Raw genomic sequence first — 17,508 nt, forward strand, 5'->3', positions numbered from 1 at the left:
GGCATTAAAACAGATAGAAGAAAAAAATTACGATGCAGAGCTGATAAAAAGAGGAGTAAAACAAGAAAACATCCATCATTACGGTTTTGCGTTTAGAGGCAATGAGGTTCTTATAAAAGGTAAATAACAGATATTTTCGGAACCAAAAATACTGACTCTTGACTTTTTGAAAAATGCAATATAAAATGAACACATATGTTAAAGACTAAGACGGAGACAGTACCTTTTTGGGAAAGAGTACAGTGAGTCCGGGATGGTGCGAACCGGATATCTGACAAACTGGGAATATCACTCCTGAGTTGCAGGTGGAAAATGTTTGAGTACACTGAGCCGGTCCCTACCGTTATATAGGTCATGTATCCTGTCTGTATAGGATTTTGATTGTTGTCATATTATATGTGTGAACAGCAGTGGATTTAGAGCAGACGATGTACATCAGAATAGGTGGTTAATGATAGTTTATGCTTTCATCCTGTTTGGGGATGAGAGCTTTTTTAATGTTATAGGAAACTTTTTGTTTCCTATAACATTAAAAAACACTCCGTGAGGATGCGCATTTCGCGGAAAGGAAATAAATGCTACGTATTCCGCTCAAGCGCGAAAGAGTCGCAAGCGACTCTTTGAAGTTTATTTATTTAAGAAAGGAAAATTATTATGTACGAAAAAGTTTCAACAGACTTAAATTTCGTTGACAGAGAGAAAAATGTCGGCAAATTCTGGCGTAACCAGCAGATTTTTGAAAAATCAATGAAAGCAAGAGAGGGATGCCCTACTTATACATTTTATGACGGACCTCCTACAGCAAACGGAAAACCTCATATCGGTCATGTGCTTACGCGTGTCATCAAAGATATGATTCCAAGATATAAGACTATGAAAGGATATATGGTTCCCCGTAAAGCCGGATGGGATACGCATGGTCTTCCTGTAGAGCTTGAAGTTGAAAAGATGCTCGGTCTTGACGGCAAAGAGCAGATTGAAGAGTATGGTATGGAGCCATTCATCAAGAAGTGTAAAGAGTCAGTTTGGAAATATAAAGGTATGTGGGAAGATTTCTCAGGTACGGTAGGTTTCTGGGCTGATATGGACAATCCATATGTAACATACGATGACAACTTTATCGAGTCAGAATGGTGGGCATTAAAAGAAATCTGGAACAAGAAACTTTTATATAAAGGATTTAAGATAGTTCCTTACTGCCCTCGTTGTGGAACTCCTCTTTCATCACAGGAAGTTGCACAGGGTTACAAGCTTGTAAAAGAGCGTTCAGCAGTAGTCCGCTTCAAGGTTAAAGATGAGGATGCATATTTCCTTGCATGGACGACAACACCTTGGACACTTCCATCAAATGTTGCCCTCTGTGTAAATCCTGATGAGACATATTGCAAGGTAAAGGCAGCAGACGGTTACACATATTATATGGCACAGGCACTTCTCGACAATGTACTCGGCAAGCTTGCTGACGAGGAGAACGGCGTAAAAGCGTACGAAGTTCTTGAGACATTTGCAGGTAAAGAGCTTGAATATAAAGAGTATGAGCCGCTTTACGCTTGTGCAAAAGAGTGTGCAGACAAACAGCACAAAAAGGGATTCTTTGTTACAGGTGACACATATGTAACTATGTCAGACGGTACAGGTATCGTTCATATCGCACCTGCATTTGGTGAGGACGATGCAAATGTAGGACGCAACTATGACCTTCCATTTGTGCAGTTCGTAAACGGAAAAGGTGAGATGACAGAGGAGACACCATTCGCAGGTCTTTTCGTAAAGAAAGCAGACCCAGAGGTGTTAAAAGACCTCGATGCAAAGAAACAGCTTTTTGCAGCACCTAAGTTTGAGCATGATTATCCTCATTGCTGGAGATGTGATACACCGCTTATCTACTATGCAAGAGAATCATGGTTTATCAAGATGACAGAGGTAAGAGATGACCTTGTACGCAACAACAACACTGTAAACTGGATTCCTGATTCAATCGGTAAAGGCCGTTTCGGAAACTGGCTTGAAAATATTCAGGACTGGGGAATTTCCCGTAACCGTTATTGGGGGACACCACTCAATATCTGGGAGTGTGAGGGCTGCGGCCATCAGGAATCTATCGGAAGCCGCAAAGAACTCGCAGAGCGAAGTGGAAATCCTGACGATGCAAAAGTTGAACTTCACAGACCTTATATTGACGCTGTAACATTTAAGTGCCCTGACTGTGGCAAGACAATGAAGAGAGTACCGGAAGTTATCGACTGCTGGTTCGATTCAGGAGCAATGCCATTTGCACAGCATCACTATCCATTTGAAAATAAGGACTTGTTTGAGGCTCAGTTCCCTGCACAGTTTATCTCTGAGGCAGTAGACCAGACAAGAGGATGGTTCTATTCACTTATGGCAGAGTCAACACTTTTGTTTAACAAAGCTCCTTATGAGAATGTTATCGTGCTTGGTCATGTTCAGGACGAGAACGGACAGAAGATGAGTAAGTCAAAAGGAAATGCGGTAGATCCGTTTGAGGCACTTGACAAATACGGTGCTGACGCTATCCGCTGGTATTTCTATATCAATAGTGCTCCTTGGCTTCCAAACCGTTTCCACGGTAAGGCAGTTCAGGAGGGACAGCGCAAATTCATGGGTACATTGTGGAACACATATGCGTTCTTTGTACTCTATGCAAATATTGATGAGTTCGATGCAACAAAATATACACTTGACTATGACAAACTTTCAGTAATGGATAAATGGCTCTTATCAAGACTTAACAGCACTGTCAAAGAAGTAGATGAGAACCTTGCAGCATACCGCATCCCTGAGACAGCAAAAGCACTTCAGAGCTTTGTTGACGAGATGAGTAACTGGTATGTAAGACGCTGCCGTGAGAGATTCTGGGCAAAGGGTATGGAGCAGGACAAGATAAATGCTTACATGACACTTTACACTGCACTTGTAACAATCTCAAAGGCAGCAGCACCTATGATTCCATTTATGACAGAGGATATTTACAGAAACCTTGTATGCACTATTGATGCAAATGCACCTGAAAGCGTACACCTCTGTGATTTCCCTGAGGTAAACGAGGCTCATATCGACAAGAAACTTGAAGAAGATATGGAAACTGTACTTGAAGCCGTAGTAATTGGTCGTGCCTGCCGTAACACAGCAAACATCAAGAACCGTCAGCCAATCGGAAAGATGTATGTTAAAGCTGATGCAGAGCTTTCAGAGTTCTATATGGATATTATCAAGGATGAGCTTAATGTCAAAGAAGCCGTACTCACACAGGATGTAAGCGAACTTACAACATACAGCTTCAAGCCACAGCTTAAGACACTCGGCCGCAGATTTGGAAAACAGATAAACAATGTCAAGGAAATCCTTGCAGGACTTGACGGTCAGAAAGCAATGGCAGAGATCAACGAAAAAGGAAACCTTACTATCACAGTTGACGGAAACGAGGAAGTGCTTGAAAAAGATGACCTTCTCATCGAAGCAGCACAGATGGAAGGTTACATTTCAGATACAGACCACGGAATAACAGTCGTACTCGACACAAATCTTACGCCTGAACTTATCGAGGAGGGATTTGTACGCGAGGTTATCAGTAAAATCCAGACAATGCGTAAAGACGCAGGATTTGAGGTAATGGACCATATCCGTGTATCAATGCAGGACAATGACAAGATAGCTGACATCGTAAAGAAAAACGAGGAGCAGATTAAGTCAGAGGTACTTGCAAATGAAACTAAGTATGACGGAGCTGTTGGATTCACAAAAGAGTGGAACATCAATGGCGAGAAAGTAACACTTGGCGTAGAAAAAATGTAGATATATATATTGTTTATGTGATATTGTATGAAGTGTACTAAGTACAATGGTATAAGATTTGCAAAGATTGATAAAAAACTGCAGTATAATAAAAAATAAATAAAATAGAAAATCCGGCTTAAAATCATTGGTGGTATATGCCATGTACCATTAAAATGATATGTAAGCTGGATTTTTTTGATAAAATAAATATATTCAAAGTTAAGAGGATTTTTGATAGAATATGTGTATTAAGAGAAAAATATAAGCAGATAGAGTAAAAATAAAAAAGACGATAGGGGGGTTATAGAAATTGTTGAAAATATGGTATTATGCTGGGGTAGAATATATGAAAGATGCACCATCATATTTTGATAATGTATATGAAGATGAATGGTTAGAAGATCCATTTGTAAAGGAAATGATAGAAGATGTGGACAGCTCAAAAGTAATAAATGCACATATTATTGAGAGTCCGGTTCTGGGTGCGATCACTCCTAAGGAATTATCGGGAGGAGTGAAAGTGTTGATATTGATGTTAAAGGATGATTCATTTGTTTATAATATGTCAAATTGTGGAAATAATTGTGCTAAATGGATTTTGAAAATTGCAAGAAAAAAGGACTTGGTTGTTTATTTAAGACACATTATGCATTTTGAAGGAGAATTTGAAATTCAAATAATGAACACTGGTAAAATAGTGCATAATCGTAAAGACTATGTTGAGGGATTGTTTGAAGCGGAGGCATTGTTGGATGAAGGGAAGCTATAAATTTAGGGTAAGGAGTAAAAAGGTTTTATTTGATTTTACGATAAGAAGAAATATAACAATAATAAAAGGTGATAGTGCAACTGGAAAAACTACACTTCTGCATATGTTATATGAATATCTGAGAGTAGGAAAACAGTCAGGATATAAAGTTACAACAGATGCAAAATATTTTGTATATATTAGAGATGAAGTAGGACGCGATTGGAGAGATGCATTGTATTCGTTAGAGAATACAGTTATATTTATAGAAGAAAATAATGATTTTGTATTAAGAAAAGAATTTGCAGAATATGTCAGAAATTCGGGAAATTATTTTGTTTTAGTGACTCGCTCACCTTTAAAAATGCTTCCATACAGTATCCATGAGATATATGAAATTTTTACAGATGGAAAAAGAACTGATATAAAAGAGTCATATCATGAATTAAAGGAAATATACAGTAATTATCCTATAATAAAAGGAAATGAAGTGGAAAATATTATAACGGAAGATAGCAATTCAGGGTATCAGTTTTTTTCAAATATTTTTAAAGATAGATGTGTTATAAGTGCAAATGGAAACGGAAATATTGTAGAAACAGTAAAGCAGACTGCAACGAAAAATACACTTGTAGTTGCAGATGGTGCGGCATTTGGCTCATTAATAGAGGATTGTATGGAATTTTTTGAAACAATTGAAAAAAACAGGGTGACATTGTGGCTGCCTGAATCATTTGAGTATTTAATATTACAATCTGGTATAATAGAATCAAAAAAATTAAATGAAATAATGAAGAACACACAGGAATATGTTGAATGTAAAAAGTACATAAGCTGGGAAAGATTTTTTACACATTTATTGATAGAAATGACGCATGACAGTATAGCAGAATATTCAAAAAGTAACTTAAATCACTATTATCTTCAAAGACACATTGTAGAAAAAATTATTTCAAATATGCCAAACGAAATAGAACTAAAGGATAATATATAGAAATATTGTCATGAGCAAGTAGCAAAGCGGATTGCGAATATCCGCTTGACTAATCAAGTATAGTTGAAAAATAGGATAGCATGTATTGTCCAAAGGAGCAGAAAAAGAAAATGGAAAGACTGTTTTTGCCTAAAATTGACAGAAAAATGTCGTTTCATGCACAAAGTATTGATTTTTCTAATGATTGGGGTTACATTTGTTCCATGGAGATATATTGTGGACAAGCGAATAAGTGTATGTGTGTAAAGTTTATTGAAGGAGGAAGAAAAAATGATAAGTGTAAAATTAACATTTGGTGGTTTATGCAATGAGGCAATTAGCTTTTACAGTCAATGCTTTGATGTAAAAGTGCTTGCACAAAAGAGTTTTAAAGAGGCGGAGAATTCTTTTCCGCAAGGAATAGAAGCAAAATTTCAAGATTTTGTTTTTTCGGCACAGCTAGAGATTAATCTGGAGGATAGTAAGTTCTATGTGACAATGGGTGATACTCCGGCTATTGTATTTACGGGAACAGGCGAGCTTTCCGGCTGCAATGACAATATTGCATTTGATATCCATGTAAAGGAGCCTGATCTGATCAGGGAGTTGTATAAAAAGTTTACAGAGGCTGGTTCAAAGAATAATATTCCACTTGAACAGTCAGAGCAGGGGATAAGATGCAGCTTGATTGATCCTTATGGTATATGCTGGACAATGGTCTGCGAGAACAATCCGCAATCTGAGAGAAAGACAGAGGTGGATTGATGGATAGGGAGAAAAAATATACTGTGCGGAAAATGTTGCAGTTTTTTCTGTCCAAAGTATGGGATAATAATCGAAAGCTGTTGATTTTTTCATTGATTCAGATTCCGGTTTTGGTGGTTTCACCTTATATCAATCTTGTTATGCAGAAAATGATTATAAGGGGGATTACGCAGCAATATATATTTTCTCGTTTTCTTTTGATTGTGTTTACAGGTTATTTACTGATTCTGCTTATACAAACATTATCGGAGTGGCTTGAGGGACGGTCGGAATGGTATAGTCGGGTACTTGTTAATACTTTGTTAAAATATGTCGATGAAAAGACATTACATACTGACTATAAGAATGTGGAAAGCGCAGAGGGGCAGCAAAAACGACAGAAGGCAGTGAATGCCATCTATGATGGTGGGCAGCAGTTTATAAAAGTATCAGTATCCTGCATGGTAAATCTATGTGGGTTCGTACTTTACGGAATAACAATTTTTTCTTATCAGAAGATACTTTTTTTGATAACGGTGGTCACAGCGACTGCCGGCTACTTCTTCCATGACAGATTAAACAAACAGGAACAGAAGCAAAAGAATCGGATGGCGGACGAGGATAGAAAGATAAAATATTTAGAAAAGGAAGTTGTCGCTACGCGGGCGGGCAGGGAAATCCGTCTGTATCATATGCAGAATTTATTATATGGAATTTATAACAAGACGATTCAAAACAGACTTGCCTTAGAAAAAAATATTTGCAGAGGAAGAACATACGCCATTTCTTTCGTTCATGTGTTGTCTTTCGTAAGAAATATTTTTTCCTATGCTTTTTTGATTGTTATGGTGTATAACGGTCAGATTAGGGTGGAAGATTTTCTATTTTTGACTGGTGTAGTGACGGGATTATCTGTATGGCTCCAGAGCTTTATGTCAGATTTATCAAAACTGCACCGTTTTTTTATGTTTTTTCAAGACTTTTTTGAATATCTGGATATGCCAGAAACAGAAGATACAGCAGAATGTAACTGTGTCTTAAGTACGGCACCGTCTGTCCGGTTTGAGAATGTCAGCTTTTGCTATGACGACTCAGAACATGAAGTATTAAAAAATATTGATTTGACTATCCGTTCGGGAGAAAAGATAGCCATTGTGGGACGCAACGGTTCTGGGAAAACTACATTTGTAAAACTGCTTACGGGTTTATACAGACCTACGAAGGGAAGGATTTTAGTAAATGATGTCGATATTGCGAAGTGCGTTTCAACAGAGTATTTTAAGTATCTTGCCGCTGTCTTTCAGGAGATTCTTCTCCTTCCGGTAAGCATTGCACAGAATGTATCTTCTGCAACAGAGAAAAAGACAGATAAGAACAAAGTGATTGAGTGCCTGAAAAAAGTAGACTTGTGGGAGCGAGTGGAGATACTGTCTGAGGGGATTGGAACTTCCATCAATACTCAGGTAAAAAGGGATTCAACAGACCTGTCTATGGGCGAACAGCAACGCTTAATGATAGCAAAATCCATATACAAAGACAGTAATCTGCTTATCCTCGATGAGCCGACGGCTGCGTTAGATCCGGTATCTGAGAACAGCATCTATCAGCAATATAGTGAATTGAGTGCGGGAAAGACATCCGTATTTATTTCACACCGTCTTGCCAGCACAAATTTCTGTGATAAAATTGTTTTATTGGATTCCGGCAAAATAGAAGAGGAAGGAAGTCACGATTCCCTGATGGAGAAAAAGGGGCTGTATTATACTATGTATCAGGAGCAGAGCAAATATTACAGAAAGGAGTATGATTGTAAATTATGAAAGAGACGATTAAGATGGTAAAGACAATACATCGACAGGTGTCATGCTTAATCCCTTTTACATTGGCATATTCCGTATTTTTTTCAGTACAGCCTTTCCTTGTTGTTCAGTTTATGGGATGGATTATAAATGAGCTTTATGCTGGCAGAGAGATGAAAAAAATCATCTTAATGGCAGGAGTATTGGCACTTACTACTTTTTTCGTGGATCTATTGGTCACACTGCTCGTAAATAAAATAGATTTATGCATCGTGGAGCTGACATATAAGCAGGATTTGATGTTTGCAAAAGGTGCGATGGATATGGAGTATTCGAGACTGGAGAGCAGCGAGGTTCAAATCTTGTTGGAAAATATTAGGCAGAGCAGATTTCAAAGAGGGGACAGTTGGGCAAACGAGGCTAATCTCATAAAAAAATGGTGTACCGGTGTTTTAACGATCTTTATGGCAGTAGTCCAGATTTTAAAAATAGTTTTTGATGCGGTAAAGCACGCCCGGGTACATGTTACCTATATTCCGTTTGTTATACTTTGTCTGGTTGGAATTCTTGTGTGGATTTCTATATTATCTGCCAAAAATGGAATGAAACATGGTAAAAATATATTTTTGCGTTTTAGTGAGGTAGCACCGATTAACCGCATTTTCGGTTTTTATCGGCAGGAGATATTCCCAAATTATAGATACGGGAAGGATATCAGAATTTATGAGGAACAGGAGTTAATTGGTCGTGAGTTCACTAAATCCAAAAATGCAGTAAGAGATTTTATGGAAAAACTGGGCGACGAGGAGGCAGCGTTTAGAGTGAAAAACACGATACTGACCTCTTTATTGCTTTTAGTGACTTACATTTTTGTAGGATCTCTCGCATGGTACAAAGTGATTGATATCGGTACGGTTGTCGTATTTGTGGGTGTCATCACTAAATTTCTTGATGGTATCAGTGAAAATATTCAGACGGTCGCAGAATTTGGTGAAAATAAAAAATTCCTTCAGCAGTATATGGATTTTATAGAGCAAAGCAGAGATTCTGGAGATGGGGATGCTGTGATAGAGCAAAAGGAGGAAGAAGAAAGCAGGAACGACATTGACAGTCTAATACGGGATATGCAAAATGATGATTTTGAGATTGAATTCAATCATGTTTCTTATCGGTATCCCGGTGCTAAAAAGTGGGCATTGCATAATATTTCATTTAAGATAAGAAAGGGCGAGCATATTGGAATCGTTGGGGAGAACGGTTCTGGAAAAACAACCTGTATCCGTCTGTTGTGTCGTCTGTATCGTCCGACGAGTGGTACTATCACGATTAATGGAATTGACATTCAGAAGATTCCATTTAGTGAATATATAGATTTCATCTCTGCCGTTTTTCAAGATTTTGTATTATTTTCCATAAAATTAGATCAAAACATAGCATCATCGGATCAGGCAGATATTGGGAAGATTGAACAGGTGCTTGACAATGTGGGTATGCGAGAGCGTGTGAAAGCGATGCAAAATGGTATCCGGACATATATGAATTATGACTTTGATAACAGTGGAGTGGAGCTGTCGGGTGGAGAAGCACAGAAGATTGCAATTTCCAAAGCCTTGTATAAGGATTCGCCATTTTGTATCATGGATGAACCGACTTCAGCTCTTGACCCTATGGCGGAAGCAGAGATATATAGCAAGTTTAACACATTGCTGTCAGAAAAAACATTAGTTTTTATCTCACACAGGCTTTCAAGCTGTATCTTTTGCGACAGGATTTTTGTATTTAAGGACGGCGAACTGTGTGCCGAGGGTGTGCATAAGGAACTGCTTAGAAAATCGGAACAATATCAAAAAATGTGGAAAGCACAGGCAGAAAATTACAAATAGTGTACTGATATATTAGTCAGGTATTTACGCCTATGGAGTGTATATAGTTGTTCCAATATAGAACTTGTGAGTAGACATGATTAAATGAGCCAAAAGCATACACGCTGAAATATTGTGGGATAATATAAAAATCTCAAAATGCAGAATGATTATAGAAAATGAAAGTGGGTAAGTTTATGGGAAAAATAATAAGTATAGGAAATCAGGGATTCGATACAATAAGAGAAAAAAAGTGCTTTTTTATTGATAAGACGGATTTTATAAAAGAATGGTGGGAGAATGAAGACAGTATTACATTGATAACCCGCCCGCGTCGTTTTGGAAAAACTCTAAATATGAGTATGCTGGAGTGCTTTTTCTCAAATAAATATTCTGACAGGGGGGATTTATTTGAGGGGCTTTCGATATGGAATGAGGAAAAGTACAGGAAGATTCAAGGGACATATCCGGTTTTGTTTTTAAGTTTTGCGGCAGTAAAATCAGACAATCTTAACGATTCAAAACAGCAGATTAAAAATCAGATCGTAAAGTTATATGAAGAAAACAGATATTTGGTTGAAGGAAAAATATTGAGTGATAATGAAAAAAAGGCATTTAAAAATATAACTGGAAATATGGGTGATGTTCAAGCGGTAGAAGCGTTAAATGTATTATGCGTATATCTTGCACGTTACTATGATAAAAAAGTTATTATTTTATTGGATGAGTATGATACGCCTATGCAGGAGGCATATATAAATGGTTATTGGAAAGAATTTACATCTTTTATCCGGAATTTTTTTAATTCAACATTCAAGACAAATCCATATTTGGAACGTGCAATAATGACAGGAGTAACGAGAGTATCTAAAGAGAGTATTTTTTCAGATCTCAATAATTTGAGTGTTGTAACGACAACCTCAGATATGTATGCGTCATGTTTTGGATTTACCGAAAAAGAAGTTTTTGATTCATTAGATGATTTTGGGATGGGAGATAAAAAACAAATCGTAAAACAATGGTATGATGGTTTTACATTTGGTGAGCATCGGGATATATATAATCCATGGTCGATAACTAACTATCTGAAAGAAAAGAAGATTCGCCCATACTGGGCATCTACAAGTTCAAATGGGCTGGTGGGAAAACTTATACGAAAAGCATCTGTTAATTTAAAAGAAAAGATGGAGGATCTGATAAATGGTCATAGTATAGCTGTAAATTTTGATGAGCAGATTGTGTTTGAACAATTGGATTATAATGAAAGTGCAATTTGGAGTCTTTTGCTTGCCAGTGGATATTTGAAGGTGGAAGATGTTGATTATCGTGGAATAACATTAGAGCCATGGTATAAATTAAATATCACTAATCTTGAAACGGTAAGTATGTTTTTGAACATGTTTAAGGGATGGTTTGAGAGTTCTGATGCAAACTATAATGATTTTATAAAGGCTTTGTTGAAAGGAAGTCTAAAGGAAATGAATATTTATATGAATGATGTGGCACTTGCGACATTTAGCAGTTTTGATACGGGAAGACAACCATCACATAGAAGCCAGCCAGAGCGTTTTTATCATGGTTTTGTTCTTGGACTATTAGTTGAACTGCGTGAACGATATGAGGTGAAGTCAAATCGTGAAAGTGGATATGGAAGATATGATGTTATGCTTGTGCCGCGGTCTGCATCGGATGATGCCATCATTTTGGAATTTAAGGTGCATGAACCTGATGAAGAGGAGTCACTTGGGGATACGGTGCAGTCTGCTTTAAATCAGATTAATCAAAAGAACTATGATGCAGAATTATTCAATATTGGTATAAAAAAAGAAAATATACATCATTATGGTTTTGCATTTGAAGGTAAAAAAGTTTTAATCGGTGGTAACTGATTGACATTGTAAAAAAATTTATAACCGCTGCCTATTATTAAGAATTACTTAAGAATAATTTTAAATATGGTTTTTAGATATAAAGTTATGTATAATAAAGTGTAAATAAAATGTGTCAAAAACAAGGCGGATTGTTTTTGGCATGGCTTAGGACAGGGGGAGATACATATGGTGGGAAAAGATGTACTTATGACCTTTAAAAGATATGAAAAAAAATATCTTTTGACGAGGGATAAGTATGAAAGGTTTCGTGAGGAAGTTGACAGGCATATGCAGGTAGATGAGTTTGGTCTTGATACAATAAACAATATCTACTATGATACCGGTCAGTATGATATGATTCGTGAATCTATAGAAAAACCTGTTTACAAAGAAAAAATCAGGCTTCGGGGATATGGAAACATAAAAAGCGGAGATACGGTTTATCTTGAGTTGAAGAAAAAGTATAACGGAATCGTTTATAAACGCAGGGCGGCGATGAGGCTTGAAGAGGCATATGCGGCTGTGGCTGCGGGGCGCATAGAGAAAGCTGACACGCAGATACTTAGAGAGCTTGATTATGTTTTATCGTTTTACAAACCTGAACCAAAGGTATATCTGGCGTATGACAGGGTTGCATTATTTGATCCAAAAGGCAGTGATCTTCGTATTACATTTGACTTTAATATAAGATATCGCACTGATGACTTGGATATGTCTCATGGAGATTACGGAAAAAATATTATGACTGATGATAGTGTCATGCTTGAGATAAAGGCTTCGGCTGCATATCCGTTCTGGCTTATAAAACTTTTGGAGAACTGTGAGATATATCCCGTTTCTTTTTCAAAATATGGAACAGTATACACACAGTTACTTAGCTTGAAGATGCAGGGGGCATGCCGGAGTTAGTCAATGTGTAGTTCACAAAGAATATATACATAGGTGGAGGAATTATGTTTAATACGATTTTAAATTTTACTACAAATTCGCTGACCATCGCCACAGCAGTCAAGTGTACTGGGGCTTCGCTGGTTCTGGGCTTTGTGATAGCGTTGTGTTATGCGTTTACGGGAAAGACAACAAAAAATTTTTTTGTTTCGCTCGTCATATTGCCGGCGATGGTGCAGACAGTGATAATGCTCGTCAATGGAAATCTTGGAACAGGGGTGGCGATTGTCGGAGCGTTCAGCCTTGTGCGATTTCGTTCAATACCGGGAACAAGCCGTGAGATAAGCAATATATTTTTTGCTATGGTAGTGGGGCTTGCTACCGGTATGGGATATGTTACATATGCCGCATTTATAACGGTGTTTGTTATTGTGGTGATGCTTGTTATATATGCAGTTCCATTTTTTAATGGCGAGGAAAATATGAGAACATTAAAAATCACAATCTATGAAAATCTTGATTATACGGATATTTTTGATGATATTTTTGATAAATATCTGAAAAAAGTTGAGATGCAGAATGTCAAGACCGTAAATATGGGAAGCATGTATCAGTTACATTATTATATAGAATTTAAGGATAACAGCAAAGAGAAAGAGTTCATTGATGCAATAAGATGCAGAAATGGGAATCTTACGGTTGTATGTGGAAGAATCGTGCAGCAGGCAGAACAGCTTTAAAAATAGAAATGAGGGATATTATGAGAAAAAAAGAATTGTTTAAAATGGTAAGATTTAATGGCAAAAAGATTTTTACATCGGCAGTAGTGGCCGCTGTGCTCATGTCATCGGTGGCGGCAGTATCTCCATTTAATATGGAGGGTGTATCGGCAGCAAAGAAAAAGGCATCGGTAGTTAAGGCTGGGAAGGCTTCTGTCACAACGACAAATGGCAAAGCCGTTGTATCAAATAAAAGTAAGACTGTTACAATTACAAAAAATGGTACATACACATTAAAAGGCAATTTTGGTTCATATAGGATAATTATGAATAAAAGACAGATGAATGTAACACTTCGTTTAAATGGCGTGACGATGAATAATACAAAGACAGCATGTATTTATAATACAAAGAAGTCGGCGGGTCTTAATATACAGCTTGTGAAGGGAACAAGAAATGTTCTGACCGGACCAGCGGCATTTCCTGAGGTCACAGGAAAGAGTGGCAGTAAGAAGATATCTCCTGACGCAGTTATCAAGAGTGATGGAAACTTAAAAATATCAGGAAGCGGCAGTCTTAATGTAAAAGATACATCGTCAAATGGAAATGCCATAGACAGCAAAAAGGATATAAGCATTTCGGCGGGAAATGTATTTATCGTGTCAAAGAACGCTGGTTTACATGCTGACAATATAGGAATAAGCGGCGGCGACATATCAGTGACCTCATCTGACACCGGAATAAAGGCATCACAGAAAGTTATCGTTGAAGGTGGAAGTGTACTTGTAGATGCCGTTGACAAAGGGATTCAGGGAAGAACAGGCGTAACTGTTAAAAAGGGAAGTATAAGCATAAAGACAAGAAAAAGTTCAGATACAAGGTTTGAAGACTTTAGAGGCATAGCAGCAGGCCGTTCGGGAAAAAATGGTAAGACTGCTGTATCAGCAAATGTAGATATATCGGGTGGAAAAATCAGTATAAATTCATACGGTGATTGTATCCATGCCAGTGCAGATGTAAATATAACAGATGGAAGTCTTAGCCTTACAAGTACGGCAGACCACGGCATAAGGGCAAAACAGACATTGAATATCAAGTCATCAGTGAAAATCTCTATATCATCTAAAAAGAAGAAAATTAAAGCTGAAAAACAAAACATCGCATCTAATATAAAATTGACCGAGCTGAAAGCTAAAAACTAAAAGCGGGGGATGCTTCTTGAATCAAAAACAGCCCTACCAAACTGGTAGAGCTGTTTTTGTCTTTAAAGAAAAAAGAGGATTGAACTGACAGCTTTCACTGTCAGTTCATGAAAAAATAATGTAAAAAAATTTGTGTACTTAATTATTTAAGTACGGTACAAAAAGGAGTTGGTCTGCAGCAGAGGGAGCTACTACAGACCCAAATGAAAAAAATGAAAAAGAATCTATCTCAAACATAAGTCAATAAGCTAATTTAGTTTTTGTCGAAACAGGTGACAAAAATAAAAACTATTAAATATAATTTCTACTTTTGTTTTCCCACCCGCTTCCTTTATGTTTATGAGTACATTATACAGAGGAAATGTGTTTGTTTTGTGTTTCATTTATGAAGTGATTGTGAAAATCAGTGTTTATTTCTAAACAAAATCTAAAAAAACACCGGCAAAACAGATATTTTTTGTCGGTGTTTTTAGAAAACAATATTTTTAAAGTTACAAAACAGTTGTCAAAAAACTGTTTTATTTTGAATAATGTCAGTGCGATATCCCAAATATATCAAATATCTTAGTGTGATTAAATCTGACCATATTTTTTAAGAACGGCCTGTATACGCTCTGTTGGATTTAAGAGGTCACTGATAGACTGGTCGTGATTGAGTGTGTCTATAAGAAGTGCTACATATTTGCTCATATCAACACTTATATAGTAATCCCTCTTAAGTACTTCTTCAGGCTGGTATACAAGATTTGTTGTAAGCACTTTGTCGATAAGTCCCTTTTCGTGAGCCTCATCAAATTTTTCCATTCCGTTTGTAAAAAGACCGAATGTAGCTGCAACAAATATACGGTTAGCTTCTCTTCTCTTTAACTCTGTTGCAACATCTATCATACTCTCACCTGATGAAATCATATCATCAATAATTATAACATCTTTTCCCTTAAGGTCTGAACCGAGAAATTCATGTGCAATGATAGGATTTCTGCCGTCTACGATCTTGCTATAGTCACGGCGTTTGTAGAACATTCCAATATCGATTCCGAGAACATTTGCATAGTAAACGGCACGTCCCATAGCTCCTTCATCAGGGCTGATAACCATAAGGTGCTCTGTATCAATCTTTAAGTCTTCAACATTTTTGAGAAGTGCTTTGATAAACTGATATGTCGGCTGGACTGTCTCAAAACTCTTTAATGGGATTGCATTCTGTACACGGGGATCATGTGCGTCAAAAGTGATGATGCTCTCAACACCCATCTGTGTCAGTTCCTGAAGTGCAAGTGCACAGTCTAAAGATTCGCGTGCACTTCTTCTGTGCTGGCGGCTTTCATATAAGAATGGCATGATAACAGTTATTCTTCTTGCTTTTCCACCAACAGCAGCGATTATGCGCTTTAAATCCTGATAATGATCATCAGGAGACATATGATTTGTCTGACCGCATACAGTGTAAGTTAAATTGTAATTACATACATCTACCAAGAGATATAAGTCCTGACCTCTAACTGACTCCCTGATAATACCCTTTGCCTCACCAGAACCAAATCTAGGGCAGGCAGAGTCGATTATAAATGAATCTCTGTTGTAACCGGCATATGAAGCAGCAGTTGCGTGGTTTGCAGCTCTGTCATTTCTCCAGTCAACAATGTAATCATTGACTCTTTTTCCCATATCTTTACTGCTCTCAAGGGCGAGAATACCAAGAGTGCCATAAGGGATTGTTTCAGCTAATTTGTCATGTCGTTTCATAATAATTTGTCCTCCATAATGTATTTGGATAAGGAAAATAAAATAATTTTCCCGGGTTAAGAGATAGCAATCTTAATGCGTATATCGTCACCGGCAATCATATAAAAATTATAATATCCGGTAAACCGTGAAAAAATACGCTCACTGTACCTTTCTCTCAATTCCTGGAATGAGAGATTGGTTGAGATAATTGTTGATTTTTGGTTCATATGTCTTTCTTCTATAAAATAATACAACTGAGAAGTTGTAAAACCATTTGCAAGTTCTGTGCCCAAGTCATCAATAATGAGCAGTTCACAGTTCAGAATATATGAGATTTGTTCATTGTTTAAATACTCATCAGTTTTGTAGAACTTATTTTTTTCTAAAATATCAAAAAGCTGTAAAGAAGTCAAGTATACAACAGTATGTGAGGTGTCTAAGAGTTCTTTTGCTATGCAGTGTGTAAGAAAGGTTTTACCTACACCTGTTTCGCCGTAAAATATGAGATTGTCATATGAAGTGTCAAAATGTTTGACAAAATCAAGACATACATCTTTAACTCTAAGAATATTTTCTCTTGCTGTAAGTGATAAATTTTCTATAATATGTTTATTGTCGTAAAAGTCAGGATTAAATGTATTGAAATTTTCCTTTTCAAGTATATCAGCAAGATTTGAGTTTTTATATAAAGATTTAATCTCATACTGTTTTAGACAATGACATGGTTTGTTATTTATATATCCGGTATCTTTACAGTCTTTACAGGTGTAAACTGGTGAGAGAAAATCTGCTGGGTAACCATTCTTTATAAGTAATTCCCTTTTTTGTGCAATAAGGTTTTCTTTTTTGGCACGATAGGTTTCTTCATTAAGCTTTTCATCAGGATTTAAGAGTTCCATGCGTGCCTGATTGGTAGAGAGATTTATGATTTCATTTTGGATTTCCCTTAGTTTTGGGAATTTTTCAAAAAGTTTTTCATATCTCGAAGCAACAAGGCGTTTATTTTTTAATCTCAATTGGTCATACTTATACATGATATCACGATATTGAGTGTTTGATAATCCCATAAATTTCCTCCATACTTTAAAAATGTACTCTCGGAATCTTCTCAAAATGAGTCCTTTCGGCTGGATTTCCGATATACTGCTTCCATTTTCTCGTCGTACACACCGTGTA

Annotated in this window: 12 protein-coding genes; 10 read left to right on the top strand and 2 right to left on the bottom strand. The window is 36.9% G+C overall.

Going from position 1 to position 17,508, the window contains the following annotated elements:
• The first annotated feature begins 654 nt into the window (after nt 1-654).
• From ileS to KQI69_RS06015, 10 genes are all read left to right on the top strand, one after another.
• Nucleotides 655-3,816: an isoleucine--tRNA ligase gene (gene ileS, locus KQI69_RS05970; protein ID WP_216564431.1), complete on the top strand. Its 3,162-nt coding sequence runs from the start codon at nt 655-657 to the stop codon at nt 3,814-3,816.
• Nucleotides 3,817-4,144: 328 nt separating this feature from the next.
• On the top strand, nt 4,145-4,567 hold the full coding sequence (locus KQI69_RS05975) for a DUF4869 domain-containing protein (RefSeq protein ID WP_216564432.1): 423 nt from the start codon (nt 4,145-4,147) through the stop codon (nt 4,565-4,567).
• Nucleotides 4,551-5,540, top strand: coding sequence for a translation initiation factor 2 (locus KQI69_RS05980; RefSeq protein WP_216564433.1), 990 nt, complete (start codon nt 4,551-4,553; stop codon nt 5,538-5,540). Before KQI69_RS05975 ends, KQI69_RS05980 begins: the two co-directional genes overlap by 17 nt.
• Before the next feature lie 270 nt (nt 5,541-5,810).
• On the top strand, nt 5,811-6,284 hold the full coding sequence (locus KQI69_RS05985) for a hypothetical protein (protein ID WP_216564434.1): 474 nt from the start codon (nt 5,811-5,813) through the stop codon (nt 6,282-6,284).
• Entirely contained in the window at nt 6,284-8,083 is a 1,800-nt protein-coding gene (locus KQI69_RS05990; protein ID WP_216564435.1) for an ABC transporter ATP-binding protein, read from the top strand. The genes KQI69_RS05985 and KQI69_RS05990 overlap by 1 nt, the downstream gene beginning before the upstream one ends.
• Nucleotides 8,080-9,945 (top strand): ABC transporter ATP-binding protein, encoded by a 1,866-nt coding sequence (locus KQI69_RS05995; RefSeq protein ID WP_216564436.1) that lies wholly within the window; start codon nt 8,080-8,082, stop codon nt 9,943-9,945. Before KQI69_RS05990 ends, KQI69_RS05995 begins: the two co-directional genes overlap by 4 nt.
• A 176-nt stretch (nt 9,946-10,121) precedes the next feature.
• Nucleotides 10,122-11,813: an AAA family ATPase gene (locus KQI69_RS06000; protein ID WP_216564437.1), complete on the top strand. Its 1,692-nt coding sequence runs from the start codon at nt 10,122-10,124 to the stop codon at nt 11,811-11,813.
• Between the two features lie 168 nt (nt 11,814-11,981).
• The gene (locus KQI69_RS06005) at nt 11,982-12,704 is read left to right on the top strand and encodes a polyphosphate polymerase domain-containing protein (RefSeq protein ID WP_216564438.1); all 723 of its coding nucleotides are present in this window, start codon (nt 11,982-11,984) and stop codon (nt 12,702-12,704) included.
• 44 nt (nt 12,705-12,748) lie between these two features.
• Entirely contained in the window at nt 12,749-13,423 is a 675-nt protein-coding gene (locus KQI69_RS06010) for a DUF4956 domain-containing protein (RefSeq protein ID WP_216564439.1), read from the top strand.
• Between the two features lie 20 nt (nt 13,424-13,443).
• Nucleotides 13,444-14,604 (top strand): carbohydrate-binding domain-containing protein, encoded by a 1,161-nt coding sequence (locus KQI69_RS06015; protein ID WP_216564440.1) that lies wholly within the window; start codon nt 13,444-13,446, stop codon nt 14,602-14,604.
• Between the two features lie 573 nt (nt 14,605-15,177).
• On the opposite strand, the gene KQI69_RS06020 is transcribed toward KQI69_RS06015, so the two are convergent.
• Together KQI69_RS06020 and KQI69_RS06025 are read right to left on the bottom strand one after the other, a co-directional pair.
• Complete coding sequence (locus tag KQI69_RS06020; RefSeq protein WP_216564441.1) at nt 15,178-16,350, bottom strand: ribose-phosphate pyrophosphokinase; 1,173 nt, start codon at nt 16,348-16,350, stop codon at nt 15,178-15,180.
• 56 nt (nt 16,351-16,406) lie between these two features.
• Nucleotides 16,407-17,399: an ATP-binding protein gene (locus tag KQI69_RS06025; RefSeq protein WP_216564442.1), complete on the bottom strand. Its 993-nt coding sequence runs from the start codon at nt 17,397-17,399 to the stop codon at nt 16,407-16,409.
• Between the last annotated feature and the right edge of the window lie 109 nt (nt 17,400-17,508).

Source organism: Eubacterium sp. MSJ-13, from assembly GCF_018918235.1.
In the GTDB taxonomy this organism is placed as follows: domain Bacteria; phylum Bacillota; class Clostridia; order Lachnospirales; family Lachnospiraceae; genus Butyribacter.

Bases quoted from the DNA above. Each gene is read 5' to 3' on its own strand.
- KQI69_RS06015 (WP_216564440.1), top strand. From the start codon at position 13,444: ATGAGAAAAAAAGAATTGTTTAAAATGGTAAGATTTAATGGCAAAAAG.
- KQI69_RS06025 (WP_216564442.1), bottom strand. From the start codon at position 17,399: ATGGGATTATCAAACACTCAATATCGTGATATCATGTATAAGTATGAC.
- KQI69_RS05990 (WP_216564435.1), top strand. From the start codon at position 6,284: ATGGATAGGGAGAAAAAATATACTGTGCGGAAAATGTTGCAGTTTTTT.
- KQI69_RS06010 (WP_216564439.1), top strand. From the start codon at position 12,749: ATGTTTAATACGATTTTAAATTTTACTACAAATTCGCTGACCATCGCC.
- KQI69_RS06000 (WP_216564437.1), top strand. From the start codon at position 10,122: ATGGGAAAAATAATAAGTATAGGAAATCAGGGATTCGATACAATAAGA.
- KQI69_RS05995 (WP_216564436.1), top strand. From the start codon at position 8,080: ATGAAAGAGACGATTAAGATGGTAAAGACAATACATCGACAGGTGTCA.
- ileS (WP_216564431.1), top strand. From the start codon at position 655: ATGTACGAAAAAGTTTCAACAGACTTAAATTTCGTTGACAGAGAGAAA.
- KQI69_RS06005 (WP_216564438.1), top strand. From the start codon at position 11,982: ATGGTGGGAAAAGATGTACTTATGACCTTTAAAAGATATGAAAAAAAA.
- KQI69_RS06020 (WP_216564441.1), bottom strand. From the start codon at position 16,350: ATGAAACGACATGACAAATTAGCTGAAACAATCCCTTATGGCACTCTT.
- KQI69_RS05985 (WP_216564434.1), top strand. From the start codon at position 5,811: ATGATAAGTGTAAAATTAACATTTGGTGGTTTATGCAATGAGGCAATT.
- KQI69_RS05980 (WP_216564433.1), top strand. From the start codon at position 4,551: ATGAAGGGAAGCTATAAATTTAGGGTAAGGAGTAAAAAGGTTTTATTT.
- KQI69_RS05975 (WP_216564432.1), top strand. From the start codon at position 4,145: ATGAAAGATGCACCATCATATTTTGATAATGTATATGAAGATGAATGG.